Source organism: Rhizomicrobium sp. (assembly GCA_037200045.1).
Classification (GTDB): domain Bacteria; phylum Pseudomonadota; class Alphaproteobacteria; order Micropepsales; family Micropepsaceae; genus Rhizomicrobium.
Genome location: JBBCHM010000002.1, coordinates 740,997 through 757,343 on the forward strand (window position 1 = coordinate 740,997; position 16,347 = coordinate 757,343).

Sequence of the window (16,347 nt, forward strand, 5' to 3'; positions counted from 1 at the left end):
TGAGAATGTCGATCAACCGTCCGCCAGATACGTGCCCGAAGACATCTCTCCACCGCGAACAGGACTCGATGCCGCCTTTGCGCGGACGTCTTCATTCGTGCGCGGCCGGTTCGGCTATCTGGTCTTTGGCATCATCGCTCTGGCTGTCGTCGCGGGAGTCGGCTGGTACGCCGGCTGGTTCGGCGGTTCCCGCTCCGCTTCCGTCCTGGTCGTTTCCGGCGACATCGAGGCCCATGAAAGCGTCCTGAGCTTCAAGACGGTTCAGTCGCGCATCGTTCTTCTGCCGTTCGACGAGGGCGCGACGGTCAGCGCCGGCACCGTGCTGGCGCGTGTCGACGATAGCGACTATCGCCAGCAGGTCGTCATCGCCGAGGCCGCGCTGAACGCGGCACAGCGCCAGCTCGACGCCACGCGGCAATCCGTCGAAGCGGCCAGACAGACCATCGCGGACGACGCGGCGGACTTTTCGGAAAAGACCGTCGATGCCGGGCGGGAGCAGTCTTTGTGGTCGCAGCACGCCACCTCGGCGCAGGCCAGGGATCTCGCGCGCACCGCGATGACCCAATCCGGCGCCACATTGGAGCGCGATCGGGCGCTCGAGCGGGTTGCCGAACGCAATACCGATCTCGGCGTGGCGAATGTGAAGAGCGCGCAAGCCGCCCTGGACATGGCGCGGATCGTGCTCGGCTACACGGTTCTGCGCGCCCCGTTCAACGGCGTCATCCTGACGAGGCAGGCCGAGCTCGGCGAAGTCGAGGTGCCGGGGACGCCGGTCGTCACGCTGGCGGATCTCGATCACGTCTGGCTCCGGGCCTATGTCAACGAACCCGACATCGGAAAAATCCGCTTCGGCCAGCGCGTCGCCGTCACCACCGATAGTTATCCGAACAAGATCTATCGCGGCCGGATATCCTTCATCTCCTCGCAGGCCGAGTTCACGCCCAAGAGCGTCGAGACGCATGCCGAGCGGGTCACGCTGGTCTATCGCGTGAAGATCGATCTGGAGAATCCGTCGCACGAACTGGTTCCCGGACTGCCGGCCGATGCGCGCATCGAACTCCTCCCGGAAGGCAAGCCGTGAGCGCCGCGCCGGCTATCGATATCCGCGATGTCAGCAGGAGCTTTGGGCCGCACAGGGCGGTATCGCATCTGAGCTTCTCCGTCCTTCCCAACGAGATATTCGGATTGGTGGGGCCGGACGGCGCCGGAAAAACAACGACCATGCGCATGCTGGCCGGCGTGATGCGGCCGGATGAAGGATCGATCATCGTCGACGGGGTGGATGTCGTGGCCAACCCCGACCTCGCCAAGGCGCGGTTCAGCTATATGCCGCAGCGCTTCGGGTTGTACGAAGACCTCACGGTGGACGAGAACATCCGTTTCTACGCCGATCTGTTCGGCATACCCAGGGCGGTGCGCGAGGAGCGTTCGGCGCGGCTGCTCGCGGCGTCCGACATGGGCCGGTTCCGCGACCGGCTGGCCGGTGTGCTGTCCGGCGGGATGAAGCAGAAGCTGGGCCTTACCTGCGCGCTGATCCATGCACCGAAGATCGTCCTGCTCGACGAGCCGACGACCGGCGTGGATCCGGTCTCGCGCCGCGATTTCTGGCGCATCCTATATGACCTTCGCGAAGGTGGCCTCACGATCGTGATATCGACCGCCTATCTGGACGAGGCGGAGCGCTGCCATCGCCTGGCCCTTCTGTATGAGGGCGAACTCCTCGAATGCGATACGCCCGCCGCGCTCAAGCGGCACATGCCGGGCGCGATCCTGTCGATCGCGTCGCGAAGCGCGCGCGCGATCAGGGACACGGTCGGCGGCTGCCCCGGCGTGCTGAATACCATGCTCGTCGGCAACAGCATCCATGTGGTCGTCGACGACGCCGACCGCCGCATGCCAGAAATCGAAAAAGCGCTGGCCGCAAGCGGCCTTCCGTTCGATTCGCTTACGAGGGTTGAGCCGACCATAGAGGATCTGTTCGTCACCTTGCAGAATCCGAGGAAGGACGCGGCGGCATGAGCGGCGCCGGGCGCACCGCGCCGCCCATCGTTGCGCGCAACCTCACCAAGCGGTTCAACACGTTCGTCGCCGTCGATCATGTCAGCTTCGAAGTCGCGCGCGGCGAGATCCTCGGCTTCATCGGGCCGAACGGCGCGGGAAAGTCCACGATCATCCGCGTGCTGTGCGGTCTGCTGCGCCCCACCGAGGGGCAGGTCTTCGTCGCGGGGATCGACGTGGCGCGCAGCCCGGAGGCCGCGCGCCAGCATATCGGCTATATGTCCCAGAAGTTCTCCCTGTACGGCGATCTTTCGGTGATCGAGAACCTGCGCTTCTTCGGCGGCATCTATCGCGTTCCGGCCGAAAGGCTGGCCGAGCGCATTCGCTACGCGGTCGACATGGCCGGGCTCGCCGGCCGCGAGGATGCCCTTGTGTCTTCGCTCGCCGGCGGCTGGAAGCAGCGCCTGGCACTCGGCTGTGCCATCCTGCACAACCCACCGATCCTGTTTCTCGACGAGCCGACATCCGGCGTCGATCCGATCTCGCGCCGGCGCTTCTGGGACCTGATCCACGACCTCGCGGCGAGCGGCGTGACCATCCTCGTCACCACGCATTACATGGACGAAGCCGAATATTGCGACCGCATTGTTCTCATCAATCAGGGCCGCATCGTCGCGTCGGGCAGCCCCGCGGAGCTCAAGCGGACTTCGTTGAGCGGCAATCTGTTTCTGGTTGAATGCGGCAGCGTCGGCCGCGCCTTGCACGTGCTCGGCGCCGCAAAGGGCGTGCGCGACGTGGCGGCCTTCGGCGATGCCCTGCATGTCCTGACGGATGGCTCGCTGGCCGGCGACGCGGCGATTCGCGGTCCCTTGGAAACGAACAACATTCCGATCACGCGGATTTCGCCCATTGAGCCGGGTCTCGAAGACGTGTTCGTCGGGCTCGTTGCCCGCCCCCCGGCGAATGCGTCCGCGCCATGAGTTTCATCCGGCTCTGGGCGATCGCCCGCAAGGAGTTGCTTCAGGTCTGGCGCGATCCGCGCAGCCTGATGATCGCGCTGCTTCTCCCGGTGGTTCAGATGTTCATGCTGGGTTATGGCGTGAGTCTGGACATCAAGCATGTTCCCCTCTGCACGCTGGACCGGGAGGGAAGCCAGCAGAGCCTGTTGCTACTGAAGGACTTTGCCGCGTCGCAGTACTTCGACGTCGTGAAAATCCTGGCGAATGACCGCCAGCTCGCCGCCGCCATCGACGACGGTACGTGCCGGATCGCGATCGTGATCCCGCCGGATTTCTCCCTGCGTCTCAACGACAGCGGGAAGAGTTCCGTTCAGGCGATCGTCGACGCGACCGACGACAACACGGCCAGTGTCGCCGCCGGCTATGCCCAGGCCGTCGTGGCAAGCTTCTCCACGAAGGTGCAGCTTGATGCGTCGGGCACGCAGGGGCCACCTTTGGCCATCACGCCCATCGCGATCCAGTCGCGGGTCTGGTTCAACGAGGACCTGGAAAGCAAGGATTTCATCATCCCGGGCCTGGCGGCGATGATCCTGGCACTCGTCGGCGCGCAGCTCACATCGCTGACCGTGTCGCGCGAATGGGAACGCGGAACGATGGAACTTCTCATTTCGACGCCGGTGACGCCGATGGAGGTGATGCTGGGAAAGCTGCTGCCCTATTTCGGCATCGGTCTCATCGACGCCGGTATCTGCATCGCGCTGGCGATATTCTGGTTTCAGGTGCCGTTTCGCGGCGCGTTCTTCACGCTCTTCGCCACGACCGCGCTGTTCCTTGTCGTCGTGCTCGGCATCGGATACCTGATCTCAGTATCGATCCGAAGCCAGCTCGGGGCGAGCCAGATCGCGCTGCTGCTCACGATGCTGCCGACGACGCTGCTTTCGGGCTACGCCTTTCCGATCGACCAGATGCCTGTACCGATCCAGGCGATAACCTATCTGGTTCACGCGCGATACTATGTGACGATCCTGAAGGGGGTGTTCCTCAAGGGGCTCGGCCTGGTCCAACTGGGCGGCCCGATTCTCGCACTCGTGCTCTACGCGGCCGTGATAGCGTTCTTCGCGTCCCGCGCGTTCAAGAAGACCTTGGATTGATCCATGTTCGACCGCATCATCCAGATCTTCATCAAGGAGATGATCGAGCTGAAGCGCGACAGGTGGGCGCGTTTTCGCCTCATCGTGCCGCCGATTATCCAGATGCTCGTCTTCGGCTATGCCGCGACCTTCGAGGTGTTCGACGTCTCCACGGTGATCCTGGACATGGATCATTCGCAGGAAAGCCGGGACTTGGTGTCGCATTTCACGGCGAGCGGGCGCTTCTCCATCGCCGCGTATGCGCAAAACGAGGGCGACGTCACCCGCATCATCGACCGCGGCGACGCGGCGATCGCCATCGTGATCCATCCGGGCTTCGCCGAATTGCTCCGCAAGGGCGCGACGGCGCCGGTCCAGGTGGCGGTCGACGGCACCAATTCGAACACCGCGCTCATCGCCCTTGGCTATGTCGGACAGGTCGCCGCGACGTTTTCGCAAGACTATGCCGCCAATTTCCTGCATCGAACGAGCGGCGGGCTGAGCCTGCGCCAGGCATCGGTGACGATCGACCAGCGCCCCTGGTACAACGAAGACACCAACAGCCGATGGTTCTTCGTTCCGGGCGTGATCGGCACGCTGACGCTCACCCTCATCGTCAACCTCACGGCCTTCGCCATCGTTCGCGAGCGGGAGGTGGGGACGCTCGAGCAGATCATGGTCACGCCGATCCGGCCGATCGAATTCATTCTGGGCAAGACGCTGCCCTTCTTCGTCATCGGGCTCGGGGAGGTGGCTCTCGTCACCGCGGTCGGAATGCTCTGGTTCCAGGTGCCGTTCAACGGCGATCCGCTCGTCATGCTGGTGGGAACGTCGCTGTTCCTTCTCAGCACGCTGGCGCTCGGCCTGCTGATCTCGACGATCTGCACGACCCAGCAGCAGGCCTTCGCGACGAATTTCTTCGTCGTCAATCCGCTCTTCACGCTGTCGGGCTTCAGCTTTCCGATTGCCAGCATGCCGCGTGCGCTGCAATGGTTTTCCTACGTCAACCCGCTTCGATATTATTTGATCTTGATCCGGGCCTGTTTTCTCAAGGGCGTCGGTTTCACGGTCCTCTGGCCCGAGCTTGGCGCACTCGCGATCCTTGCAACGGTGCTTCTGGCCGCGAGCGTCTTTCGCTTTCGCAAATCGCTGGACTGACCGTTGGTTGCCGAAACCTCGGCGGCGCGCGGCCCCATCAAGAAGGGGTCGCGTCCAATCAGTAGGCAAGCGTTACCGAAAGATTGAGCAGGCTTCCGCCCGACTTGCCGCCAGGCGGCGCCTGCAATTGCCAGCCATAGTCAGCGCGCAGATCCACGAAGCGATCGATGCCGTAGCGCAGACCGAGGCCGGCACTTTGGAGCGTCGCACTCTTGGGCAGGTTCTGCTGCGCGTTGCGATAGGCGACGAAGCCCATATCGTAGAAGACGAGCCCCTGCGCCTGATCCTGCACATCGGTGTCGAAGATCGATTTCAGCGGATGGAATGCGGGGCCGTGCAATTCGGCGCTGAACAGCGCGCCTTGCGAGCCGTCCACCGTGCGCGGGTCATAGCCGCGCACGCTGTCGTTTCCGCCGGCGCCGAGCTGCTCGCTGGGCAGGAGCTCGGCGTCGGCGATCTGACCCTCAACGCGAACGACGCTGCTGAACTGATAGGGCAGATAGGTCACGCGCGTGATTTCGATATTGTCATAGAGATAATTAGCCTTGGCGCCCGCCGTCCCGGAAGCGGCGAAAACGGCTGTCGAATTCCCGTTCGAAAGCCCGCCGGGACTGTAGACGACCTGATTTTCGATCGCGGTCTGGCCGTGGGCGTCCGGCAAAGTGCCGTCGTAGATCAAGAGGAACTGTTCTATATTGGTCGTGTTGGCGAAGATCTGCGTTCCGCCGAATGCGATATTGTTGTCGCTGCGCTTGTAGTCGAAACCGAATTTGAGTGTCTGGGACAGGCCGTCCCAGGGCGGCGCGATGCCGACATAACGCACGCTAAGCTGCAAGCTGTGGCCGACCTGATCGAAATTCTGCCCGAGATCGGGCACCAATTCGACGTAGGAGCCGAAAGCCTCGATGTCGTCGCCCCAAGGCAGCGGCGCCAGATAGTCGAGCGAATGGGCCGTGAACCGCGGCTTGTCGGAATGCCCCGGCCCGCGATCACGCGAGCGGAACAGATCGGGGCTCGTCAGGAACTGATAGGAGATCTGCTGGTCGAGGCCGAAAACATTGCCCCAGTTGATTCCCGCGCCGTAGCGCTCGCGATTCGTCACCGGAAGACCGTCATTGTCGAAGCTGGCATAGACGCGAAACGGAAGACGATCGTCGACCTTGAGCGCCAGATCGGTAGCGCCGGTGGTCGCGCTGCGCTCGAGAACCGCGCTGACACGTCGAAACGGATTGCGGTTGAGCCGGTTCAAATCGATCCGCAGAGTCTGGAAATCGATGCGGTCGCCGGGTTCGAGCCGCATTTCGCCGGTCAGAAGCGGCGTCGAGAACCATTCATTGCCTTGGACATGCACCTGGCCGAGCCGATAGACCGTGACGACCGCCTGGACGGTACCTGTGGAGATGTCCTGCTCGGGAAAGCCAACATCGACCACCGGCAGGTCGTGCGCGCGATACCATTTGACGACCGCTTCGGATATGCGCGGCAGATCATCGGTGTAGAGCGGCCGGCCTAGAAAGGCCGACAGCTGGGTCTTGATCTCATCGCGGTTCAGCAACGGCAGGCCGCCGTCCACCTCCACGCCCGAGACCTTGACCCCGTTACGCACGACCTTGGCGAGCTTGTCGACGAAGCGCAGCCCGAGAAGCGAATCGAGCAGCTTCTTGCGCACGGCCGTCGGCACGACCGGGTTTGCCTCCGGCGGCACGGTCACCGGAGTGGCCATCTGGGTTTTCGGTTCCTTGGGCGCGATCTGTTTGAAATCCTGAGCCGCCGCCGACAGGGCCGAAAGACCGGCCAGCAGGCACAGACCGGCAACGACCGCGCGCACGCTTCGCTTCGATTTGGCGCCTGGGATCATCCTGCGGACAACAATCGGTCGGTGGCGTCTATGGCGTTCGAAAAATCCGTGATGCTGACCGGCTTGAACGGACTGATCGTTCCGGGCAGGCCAACCTGGAACAAAAGCACATTGTCGTCGGATCCGACCGTGCCGGTCACCACGTTGCTCAATGTGAAGGTGCCCAGGCTGCCGGTCAGCGTGAAGCTGGACGGGCCATGATAGCCGCCGTCCGATATCAGCGGTGCCGTCGAGCCGTTCGGCACCACGGGCGTCAGCGTTAGCAGACCCGCGAAATAGATGATCGCATAATTGGGGGCGGTCGCGCCGAACGGCACGATGTTGTACTTCAGCGGATCGTCCGCGACCGGGAAGAGGCCGTATTCGAGTCCGGTCACGATGGAACTGTCCTGGCCGAGCACGAAGCCCGTGTAACTTGCCGTCGGCGTCGCTGCATCGAGCGAGACGGACGCGATGTCGTCTGCCCTCACGCTCAGCGCGGCCGGCGTCACGGTCAACGTGGCGCCGGTGAAGCCGACAATGGTGTAGTTCGCCGATGACGCCAGCGAGCCCTGGGTGATGGCATAGCCGCCGACATTGCTGGTTGTCGTCGCGGCCGTTACCAGCGCGCCCGAGAGCATATCGCCGTTGACGAGCCCGTCGCCACCCACTGCATAGGTCAGCGCCGGATTGGCGTCGCCATAGACGCGACTCTGATCGTTCGCGGCGATCATGATCGGGCGCGCATCCACCGTCAGGATGCCGCCGACATAGGTCAGAGCGTAATTGGTCGACGAGGCGAGCGTGCCCTGCGTGATGGCATAGCCGCCGACATTGCTGGTTGTCGTTGCGGCCGTTACCAGCGCGCCCGATAAGGCGTCGCCGTTGACGAGGCCCTCGCCGCCCACTGCGTAGGTCAGCGAGGGATTGGCATCGCCATAGTGCCGCGTCAGGTCGTCCGCCGTCACCGTGATCGGGCGCGCATCGACCGTCAGCACACCGCCGACATAGGTCAAATCGTAGTTGGCCGACGCGGCCAGCGTGCCTTGCGTGACGGCGTAGTTGCCGACACTGCTTGTCCCAGCGGCAGATGTCGCCAGCGCACCCGACAGCATATCGCCATTGACGAGACCGTCGCCACCCACCGCATAGGTCAGCGCGGGATTGGCATCGCCGTAATGCCGCGTCAGGTCGTCCGCCGTCACCGTGATCGGGCGCACCGTCACGCTCAGCGTGGCGCCGGTATAGCCGATGTCGTAATTCGTATTGTTGGCATCGGTCAGAGTGCCTTGCGTGATGGTATAGCCGCCGACATTGCTGGTCGTCGTCGCGGTCGTCGCCAGCGCGCCCGACAACGCGTCGCCGTTGACGAGCCCCCCACCACCCACCGCATAGGTCAGCGCGGGGATTGGCATCGCCATAGTGCCGCGTCAGGTCGTCCGCCGTCACCGTGATCGGGCGCGCATCGACCGTCAGCACACCGCCGACATAGGTCAAATCGTAGTTGGCCGACGCGGCCAGCGTGCCTTGCGTGACGGCGTAGTTGCCGACACTGCTTGTCCCAGCGGCAGATGTCGCCAGCGCACCCGACAGCATATCGCCATTGACGAGACCGTCGCCACCCACCGCATAGGTCAGCGCGGGATTGGCATCGCCGTAATGCCGCGTCAGGTCGTCCGCCGTCACCGTGATCGGGCGCACCGTCACGCTCAGCGTGGCGCCGGTATAGCCGATGTCGTAATTCGTATTGTTGGCATCGGTCAGAGTGCCTTGCGTGATGGTATAGCCGCCGACATTGCTGGTCGTCGTCGCGGTCGTCGCCAGCGCGCCCGACAACGCGTCGCCGTTGACGAGCCCCCCACCACCCACCGCATAGGTCAGCGCGGGATTGGCATCGCCGTAGTGCCGGGTCTGGCCGTCCGCCGTCACCGTGATGGGGCGCGCATCGACCGTCAGCACACCGCCGACATAGGTCAGAGCATAATTGGCTGACGCCACTAGCGTGCCTTGCGCGATGGCATAGCCCCCGACATTGCTGGTCGTCGTCGCAGAGGTCGCCAGCGCGCCCGACAACACATCGCCGTTGACGAGGCCGCTGCCGCCCACCGCATAGGTCAGTGTCGGATTGGTATCGCCGTAATGCCGCGTCTGACCGTCCGCCGTCACCGTGATCGGGCGCGCATCGACCGTCAGGACGCCGCCGATATAGGTCAGCGCATAATTGGCCGACGCTGCCAGCGTGCCTCGCGTGATGGCATAGCCACCGACATTGCTGGTTGTCGTTGCGGCCGTCGCCAGCGCACCCGAGAGCGTGTCGCCGTTCACCAGGCCCTCGCCGCCCACCGCATAGGTCAGCGCGGAATTGGCATCGCCGTAATGCCGCGTTAGGTCGTCCGCCGTCACTGTGATCAGGCGCGCATCCACCGTCAGGACGCCGCCAACATAGGTCAGAGCGTAATTGGTCGACGCTGCCAGCGTGCTCTGCGTGATGGCATAGCCGCCGACGTTGCTGGTTGTCGCTGCGGCCGTCGCCAGCGCGCCCGACAACGCGTCGCCGTTGACGAGACCCTCGCCGCCTACCACATAGGTCAGCGTGGGGTTGGTGTCGCCGTAGTGCCGCGTCAGGTCGTCTGCCGTCACCGTGATCGGGCGCGCATCGACCGTCAGCACGCCGCCGATATAGGTCAGCGCATAATTGGCCGACGCCGCCAGCGTGCCCTGCGTAATGGCGTAGCCGCCGACATTGCTGGTCGTCGTCGCGGACGTTGCCAGCCACCCGAAAGCGCGTCGCCGTTGACGAGGCCGCCGCCGCCCACCGCGTAGGTCAGCGTGGGGTTGGTGTCGCCATAATGCCGCGTCAGGTCGTCCGCCGTCACCGTGATCGGCCGCGCATCGACCGTCAGCACGCCGCCGACATAGGTTAGATCGTAGTTGGCCGATGCCGCGAGCGTGCCTTGCGTGATGGCGTAGCCGTTGACACCGCTGGTCGTCGTCGCGGACGTTGCCAGGCCACCCGAAAGCGCGTCGCCGTTGACGAGCCCCCCGCCGCCCACCGCGTAGGTCAGCGCCGGATTGGTGTCGCCGTAATGCCGTGTGAGGTCGTCCGCCGTCACCGTGATCGGGCGCACCGTCACGCTCAGCGTGGCGCCGGTATAGCTGATGTCGTAATTCGTATTGTTGGCGTCGGTCAGGGTTCCTTGCGTGATGGCATAGCCGCCGACACTGCTGGCCATCGTTGCGGCCGTCGCCAGACCACCCGACAACGCGTCGCCATTGACGAGGCCGCCGCCGCCCACCGCGTAGGTCAGCACGGGATTGGCATCGCCGTAGTGCCGGGTCTGGCTGTCCGCCGTCACCGTGATCGGGCGCGCATCGACCGTCAGCACGCCGCCGATATAGGTCAGATCGTAATTGGCCGACGCCGCCAGCGTACCCTGGGTGATGGCGAAATCGCCGGCATTGCTGGTCGCGCCCGCAACCGTCGCCAGGCCGCCCGACAACGCGTCGCCGTTGGCGAGACCGTCGCCACCCACCACATAGGTCAGCGCAGGATTGGCATCGCCATAGTGCCGCGTCTGGCCGTCCGCCGTCACCGTGATCGGGCGCGTATCGACCGTCAGCGCGCCGTTCACGAAGCTGATTGCATAGCCGTCGAGCGACAACAACGTGCCCGTCGTTCCCGCGATCGTGTAGGGACTCCCGGCCACACTGGCCGTCGCCACCGCGCCGGTGGACGTCACCGATGGCGCACCCGAATAGACGGCCGCCGCCGTGTCGCCGAGGAAGGCGCCGGTCACGCCGGATTGCAGACCGCTCACGCTATAGTCCGCGGCCACGTCCGCGGTGGCATCGTTGCCGTAGGTCTTGGTGAGGTTGGCGGTCGTGATGGTGAGCGTCGGCCGATAGGCGAAGATGTAGCGATCGCCGCTCTGCGTCACGCTGCCCGGCGCGTAGGTCGCGAAGGTCGCGTGCCACACCGCGGTGTTGCCGCTGTCGAGATCGCCGAACGTGTCGTCGGTGGGCGCGCTGGAATAGATCAGCCAGCGGCCGGTGCCGGAGACGTTCACGGCATCGCTGCCTTCGTCGTTGACGAAGGCGCCGGCCGCGGCCAGCACCACGTCCTCGTCAGTGCCGGCCGTGACCTGGCTGCCCGTGGCGATGGTGATGTCGCCGGCGCCGGTCACGGTGACCGCACCGGTGCTGGTCACGCCCGCTGTGCCGTTCACCGTGCCGATTCCGAGATCGCCGCTATCGGCGACGGATACCGTGCCGGTGTTGGCCGCCAGCGTGCCGATGTTGTTGGTGCTGTCGGTCAGCTCATAGCTGGCGCCCGCACCCAGCAGATCCAGGTTCGCGGCGGCGATCGCCACGCTTTGCGTGACCGGACCGGAAAGCGTCCAGGACGAGGGAGGCGCTGCTCAGATCCGGGAGGTCGTCGAGCACCAGGCCGCCGCCATTGCTCGATTGAATCGCGAGATTGGTGCCGGGCATAAGGCCGCCGCCGCCGAACAGGAAATCGCTGCCGCTGTTACCGCCGATCGCCGCGGTCACGCCGCCGAACATCGCGGAGCTTGTGCCGGCGCGGGACAGCAGGCGCAGATAGTTGCCGTAGAGATCGGCCGTCACATTGCCCGCCGGCGAGTCGACATAGGTGTTGGCGGCGACGGAGGCGCCGTCGAGATAGGTCAGCACCTGCTGCGTGCCGGCCAGCGTGCCGTGAGACACCAGGATATAATAGTAGCCGTTCGCGCCCGTCGTGGCGCCGCCCACGCCGGTGCCGTCGACCAGCGCCGACACATTCACCGCGCCGGCCGAACCGGACGCCAGCGGGGTCACGCTTGCATCGCTGTAGGCGACGCCCGTGATCGCCTCCGGCGTCGCCGGATATCGCCACAGGAAATACGGATAGAGCCCCGCACCCGTGCCCCAGACCGTGCTGTCGAAGCCTGCGGGCAGCGTGCCCTGAAGCTGGGCCGTCGTCTCGCCGGTGACGCCATCGACCGGATTGCCCGCGCCCCTGCCAGACGCGGTGCCGGAGGTCTGCGTATCGAAATAATTGACGTCGACATCCGAGGATATCGTGTCGTCGTTGTTGCCGAGGAAGCCGCCCACCGCCGCCGCCGGGTCGCTGCTGCTCACCGCGCCGGTGGAATAGGACTCGGCGATCGCGCCCCCGTCCTCGTTCTCGCCCACCAATCCGCCGACGGATGCGACGAAGCCTCCGCCGCCGTTCAGGCCGGCATGCGCCGCACCCGTCGCATAACTTTGCAAGATGGCGCCGGCGTTGTCGCCGACCAAACCGCCCACCCAGGCGCTGTCGTCGCCGCCCGTGGCCGCGCCTGTCGCGTAGGACTGCAAAATGAGACCATCGTTCTCGCCGGCCAGACCGCCGACAGAAGCCCCGCCATCGCCGGCCGTCGCGGCGCCCGTGGCATAGGATTGCTGGATGCCGCCAATACTGGTGCCGACGAGACCGCCGACCCAAGCGCCGCCGTCACCGCCGTGGCCGAACCCGTCGCATATGACCCGCCGATGAGGCCGGCATTCGCGCCTGCCAGACCGCCGACAGAAGCTCCGCCGTCGCCGGCGGACACGGCACCGGTGGCATAAGACTGCCCGATGAGGCCATTGTTGAACCCCACCAGCCCTCCCGCCAGACTTTGGTGGTTGCCAGCCGTCACGGAGCCGGTGGCATAGGATTGTTCGATATCGCCTTCATTGTCGGCCACCAAACCGCCGGCGTAAGAGCGATCGCCTTCGCTGATGGTCACCGTGGAACGGGAATGGATATTCGGCAGGCGTTCGCCATCCTCGATCATGCCGCAACGTGAAACGCCAGCGTCTCGCGGCCGCGCTCGATGGCCCTCGTCGACCGACGATCCCGCCGATACGACGCCGGGAAAATCGGAAAGGAAATTCCGTACACCGTGCGGCTTCGCACTTTTTCCTCGTGAACCAATGCCCAAACCGTTTTCGACATGCGACCTCCTTGATCGGCGAACTCGAGATAGGCGCCGCTACCAGTCTCCAGCCGGCCTGCCGGAAGACGCTGCGCAAGGTTCCGAGGGGATATCCCGCGCGCCCATATCGATGGTCACGCGCCCCGGCCTTGAAGGATGCGTGTACTGAACGTGGTCGCCGGGGCCCTTGCGCTTCACCACCCCAGCCATCATCGATGAGCCGCCGGACGACCTCCCGAGGCGTCATCGTCCCACGCTTGTTCACATCGCCCCCCCTCGGCTTGTGTAGATATACACAACACCGCGCCCATGCGCAAGCCATCGTGTGTATGCACTGTGTAGGGAGTAGCGCTCCCTAGAACTGCTATTCGTCCGTCCGGCGGGTTTCGCCGAATTCGGCGGCGCGTTTTCGGTGCGCCAGCTTGTCCAATGCGGCATTCACGAAGGACGGTTCGTCGGCCGGAGAAAAAAGCGTGGGCGATCTCGGACATATTCGTCGATCACCACCCCGGGCGGGCACGTCGCGGCGCGCGATCAGCTCGAAGGTCGCGGCGCGCAGGATGGCGCGCAGGATCGAATCCACGCGCTCCAGCCGCCAGTCCGCCGCCAGTATCTTGGCGATGGAGCGGTCGATCTCGACCTGGTGCTGCGGCACGCCGCGCACGATGGCTCCGAAGAAATCCGCGTCGGCCTCGCCGCCGCCGATCTCCGGCTCGCGGCCCAGACGATGCTCGATGAATTCGAGGGCGACGGTTTCCGCGTCCTCGCCGGTGAGCTCCATCTGGTAGACCGCCTGCAACCGCGTTCAGGCGCGCGGCGCGCCGGGAATCGTAATCCTTGGCGGTCACCGGTGAACGCCGAGGCGATTGCGCGCGTGGACGAGCGCCAGACACGCCCGCGCCGCGTCGCCGCCCTTGTCGCCGATCTCGACCGCGGCGCGTTCGCGGGCCTGGTCCTCGTCTTCCACCTGTCAGGATGCCATTGCCGATGCACAAGCCGTGATTGATGCCGAGATCCATCAGGCCGCGCGCGGATTCGTTGGAGACGATCTCGAAATGATAGGTCTCGCCGCGGATGACGCAGCGAGCGCGATATAGCCGTCATAGCCGCGCCCGCCATGCTCGCCCGAACGCGCGGCGATGGCGATGGCCGGGCGGGATCTCGAGGGCGCCGGGCACCGCGAGGCGCTCGAAATGCGCGTCGGCCTTCTCCAGCGCCGCCGTGGCGCCGTCGAGCAGCGCGTCGGAGATGTGGGTGTAGAACCGCGCCTCGACGATCAGGATGTTCGGCTTTTCAATCATGGGTCTGTTCCTCGCCGCGGATGGCGTGCGTGCCGACGATGTTGAGGTCGTAGCCTTCCAGCGCGACGATCTTCTTCTCCGGCGTGTCGGTCAAAAGGACCATGTCCTTCACGCCGAGATCGAGCAGTATCTGCGCGCCGACGCCCGTAACTCCTTCACCCGGCGGCGGTCGATGTCCTCGGTCACCCGCCGCGTCACGATGTCGGAGACGAAGGTCGGACGCGTGGTGCGCATGCAGCACCACGACGCCGCGCCCCTCCTTGGCGATGATGCGCATGGATTCGCCCAGCACGTCGCGTTTCGGCGGACTTCCAGTCCAGCATGTCGGTGAAGATGTTGACCGCGTGCATGCGCACCAGCACCGGCTCCGGCCCCGACAGATCGCCCTTCACCAGCGCGATATGCTCGGCATATTCGAGCTCGTTGGACGTAGACATACATCGTCCAGAGGCCGCCATGTGGCTTTCGAACGGCCCTTCGACCGTGCGCTTGACGAAGTGGTCGTATTTGCGGCGGTAGGAGATCAAATCCGCGATGGTGCCGATCTTGAGGCCGTGGAGCTGGGCGAAGGGCACGAGGTCGGGCAGCCGCGCCATCGTGCCGTCGTCGTTCATGATCTCGCAGATGACGCCGGCCGGGATCAGGCCGGCCAGGCGGGCGATGTCGACCGCCGCTTCGGTGTGCCCCGCCCCGCACCAGCGCGCCGCCATGGCGGGCGACCAGCGGAAAAACATGGCCGGGCGAGGTGATGTCGGCGGCGCCCTTGGTCGGATCGATCGCCCACCGAGATCGTGTGGGCGCGGTCATGCGCCGAGATGCCGGTCGAGATGCCTTCGCGGGCCTCGATGGAGATCGTGAAGGCGGTCTGGTTCGGGGTGCCGTTGACCTGGGTCATCATCGGGATGTTCAGGTCGTTGGCGCGCTCCTGCGTCAGCGCCAGGCAGATCAGGCCGCGGCCGAACCTGGCCATGAAATTGACCGCCTGGGGCGTGCACATCTGCGCCGGGATGACGAGGTCGCCCTCGTTCTCGCGTCGTCGGCGTCCATCAGGATGAACATGCGCCCGTTGCGCGCGTCCCTCGATGACGTCTTCGATCTTCGAAATGTAATCGTGATAGACCGCGACGTTCATCCCTTCACGAGCCTCGCCACATAGCGCGCCAGAAGATCGATCTCGAGATTGACCTTCATGCCGGGCTTCAGCTTTCCGAAGGTCGTCACCTTCTGCGTGTGCGGGATGATGTTCACGCCGAAGCGGGCGCCGTCGACGTCGTTGACCGTCAGCGACACGCCGTCGAGCGCCACCGAGCCCTGGCCGCGATGAGCCTGGCCAGCGCGACCGGCGCCTCGAACACCACGCGGATGGATTCGCCTTCCGGGAGGACCAATTTGACCTCGGCCACGCCGTCGACATGGCCGCTGACGATATGGCCGCCGAACTCGTCGCCGACCCGCATGGTGGGCGTTCGAGGTTGACGCCGTCGCCCGGCTTCCAGCTTCCCAGCGTGGTCTTCGACAGCGTCTCGCCCGAGGCGGTGGCGGCGAACCAGCAGTCTTTGGCGGTGCCCTTGTCGACTACGGTCTGGCAGATGCCCGCGCAGGCGATGGAGGCGCCGAGCTCGATCCGCGACACGTCGTAGTCGGTCGCGATCACGACATGGGTGTCGCCGCGCTTCTCGACCTGGCGCACGCGACCCGACATCGGTGACAATTCCGGTGAACATGGCGCTCCTTTTAGGCTCTGGCCCGATAGCTTTCCAGCAGATCGGCGCCGATTTTCCGCACCGACTCCAGCGTAAACCTTGGCGCCGCGCCCATGGTAGCGGCCGCCAGCGCACCGATCCCATCGTGCCCACCGCCGCCCAGCGCCATCGGCGCGGTGAATATCTCCAGCGCATCCGCCAGCCCTGGTCGAGGAAGGCGGCGTGGACGGCGGCGCCGCCCTCCACCAACAGCCGCGTAACGTTCCGCTTCGACAGTTTCGGTCAGCATTTGCGTTCAGGT

General features: G+C 65.1%; 18 protein-coding genes and 2 pseudogenes. 6 read left to right on the plus strand and 14 right to left on the minus strand.

Annotated elements, in window-relative coordinates; all coding sequences use genetic code 11:
* Positions 1 to 97 precede the first annotated feature (97 nt).
* Genes WDM86_18540 through WDM86_18560 form a run of 5 tightly spaced genes read left to right on the plus strand, consistent with a single transcriptional unit; the run spans position 98 to position 5,245 of the window.
* Entirely contained in the window at positions 98 to 1,081 is a 984-nt protein-coding gene (locus WDM86_18540) for an efflux RND transporter periplasmic adaptor subunit (protein MEI9992024.1), read from the plus strand.
* Complete coding sequence (locus tag WDM86_18545) at positions 1,078 to 2,019, plus strand: ABC transporter ATP-binding protein (protein MEI9992025.1); 942 nt, start codon at positions 1,078 to 1,080, stop codon at positions 2,017 to 2,019. Before WDM86_18540 ends, WDM86_18545 begins: the two co-directional genes overlap by 4 nt.
* Entirely contained in the window at positions 2,016 to 2,978 is a 963-nt protein-coding gene (locus tag WDM86_18550; protein MEI9992026.1) for an ABC transporter ATP-binding protein, read from the plus strand. Before WDM86_18545 ends, WDM86_18550 begins: the two co-directional genes overlap by 4 nt.
* Positions 2,975 to 4,108: an ABC transporter permease gene (locus WDM86_18555; GenBank protein ID MEI9992027.1), complete on the plus strand. Its 1,134-nt coding sequence runs from the start codon at positions 2,975 to 2,977 to the stop codon at positions 4,106 to 4,108. Before WDM86_18550 ends, WDM86_18555 begins: the two co-directional genes overlap by 4 nt.
* A gap of 3 nt (positions 4,109 to 4,111) precedes the next feature.
* The gene (locus tag WDM86_18560; GenBank protein MEI9992028.1) at positions 4,112 to 5,245 is read left to right on the plus strand and encodes an ABC transporter permease; all 1,134 of its coding nucleotides are present in this window, start codon (positions 4,112 to 4,114) and stop codon (positions 5,243 to 5,245) included.
* A gap of 58 nt (positions 5,246 to 5,303) precedes the next feature.
* On the opposite strand, the gene WDM86_18565 is transcribed toward WDM86_18560, so the two are convergent.
* From WDM86_18565 to WDM86_18580, 4 genes are all read right to left on the minus strand, one after another.
* Positions 5,304 to 7,073 (minus strand): ShlB/FhaC/HecB family hemolysin secretion/activation protein, encoded by a 1,770-nt coding sequence (locus WDM86_18565; protein MEI9992029.1) that lies wholly within the window; start codon positions 7,071 to 7,073, stop codon positions 5,304 to 5,306.
* 26 nt (positions 7,074 to 7,099) lie between these two features.
* Positions 7,100 to 8,503 carry an MBG domain-containing protein gene (locus WDM86_18570; protein MEI9992030.1) on the minus strand — a complete coding sequence of 468 codons (1,404 nt, stop codon included), beginning with the start codon at positions 8,501 to 8,503 and terminating at the stop codon, positions 7,100 to 7,102.
* A gap of 1,263 nt (positions 8,504 to 9,766) precedes the next feature.
* Complete coding sequence (locus WDM86_18575) at positions 9,767 to 11,452, minus strand: MBG domain-containing protein (protein MEI9992031.1); 1,686 nt, start codon at positions 11,450 to 11,452, stop codon at positions 9,767 to 9,769.
* On the minus strand, positions 11,400 to 12,440 hold the full coding sequence (locus tag WDM86_18580; GenBank protein ID MEI9992032.1) for a hypothetical protein: 1,041 nt from the start codon (positions 12,438 to 12,440) through the stop codon (positions 11,400 to 11,402). The genes WDM86_18575 and WDM86_18580 overlap by 53 nt, the downstream gene beginning before the upstream one ends.
* 341 nt (positions 12,441 to 12,781) lie before the next feature.
* Between WDM86_18580 and WDM86_18585 the strand changes: the two genes are divergently transcribed.
* Positions 12,782 to 12,913 (plus strand): hypothetical protein, encoded by a 132-nt coding sequence (locus WDM86_18585; GenBank protein MEI9992033.1) that lies wholly within the window; start codon positions 12,782 to 12,784, stop codon positions 12,911 to 12,913.
* 493 nt (positions 12,914 to 13,406) lie between these two features.
* Here the strand turns inward: WDM86_18585 and WDM86_18590 are convergent, their stop codons facing one another.
* The 10 genes and pseudogenes from WDM86_18590 to WDM86_18635 all read right to left on the minus strand — a co-directional run bounded on the left by WDM86_18590 (position 13,407) and on the right by WDM86_18635 (position 16,335).
* Positions 13,407 to 13,841, minus strand: coding sequence for a transcription antitermination protein NusB (locus WDM86_18590; GenBank protein MEI9992034.1), 435 nt, complete (start codon positions 13,839 to 13,841; stop codon positions 13,407 to 13,409).
* A 45-nt stretch (positions 13,842 to 13,886) separates the two neighbouring features.
* Complete coding sequence (locus tag WDM86_18595; protein MEI9992035.1) at positions 13,887 to 14,009, minus strand: hypothetical protein; 123 nt, start codon at positions 14,007 to 14,009, stop codon at positions 13,887 to 13,889.
* Between the two features lie 55 nt (positions 14,010 to 14,064).
* Positions 14,065 to 14,343: pseudogene (locus WDM86_18600) on the minus strand (6,7-dimethyl-8-ribityllumazine synthase).
* A complete protein-coding gene (locus tag WDM86_18605) occupies positions 14,336 to 14,620 on the minus strand; it encodes a hypothetical protein (GenBank protein ID MEI9992036.1) in 285 nt (94 codons plus the stop codon). Before WDM86_18605 ends, WDM86_18600 begins: the two are co-directional and overlap by 8 nt.
* Positions 14,538 to 15,053: a 3,4-dihydroxy-2-butanone-4-phosphate synthase gene (locus tag WDM86_18610; protein MEI9992037.1), complete on the minus strand. Its 516-nt coding sequence runs from the start codon at positions 15,051 to 15,053 to the stop codon at positions 14,538 to 14,540. Before WDM86_18610 ends, WDM86_18605 begins: the two co-directional genes overlap by 83 nt.
* Positions 14,984 to 15,475, minus strand: a complete 492-nt coding sequence (locus WDM86_18615; protein MEI9992038.1) for a 3,4-dihydroxy-2-butanone-4-phosphate synthase — start codon at positions 15,473 to 15,475, stop codon at positions 14,984 to 14,986. The genes WDM86_18610 and WDM86_18615 overlap by 70 nt, the downstream gene beginning before the upstream one ends.
* Complete coding sequence (locus WDM86_18620) at positions 15,472 to 15,648, minus strand: hypothetical protein (protein MEI9992039.1); 177 nt, start codon at positions 15,646 to 15,648, stop codon at positions 15,472 to 15,474. Before WDM86_18620 ends, WDM86_18615 begins: the two co-directional genes overlap by 4 nt.
* Positions 15,624 to 15,800, minus strand: coding sequence for a hypothetical protein (locus WDM86_18625; protein MEI9992040.1), 177 nt, complete (start codon positions 15,798 to 15,800; stop codon positions 15,624 to 15,626). The genes WDM86_18620 and WDM86_18625 overlap by 25 nt, the downstream gene beginning before the upstream one ends.
* A 65-nt stretch (positions 15,801 to 15,865) precedes the next feature.
* A pseudogene (locus WDM86_18630) lies at positions 15,866 to 16,045 on the minus strand (riboflavin synthase).
* Positions 16,046 to 16,077: 32 nt separating this feature from the next.
* Positions 16,078 to 16,335 carry a hypothetical protein gene (locus WDM86_18635; protein MEI9992041.1) on the minus strand — a complete coding sequence of 86 codons (258 nt, stop codon included), beginning with the start codon at positions 16,333 to 16,335 and terminating at the stop codon, positions 16,078 to 16,080.
* Positions 16,336 to 16,347 lie beyond the last annotated feature (12 nt).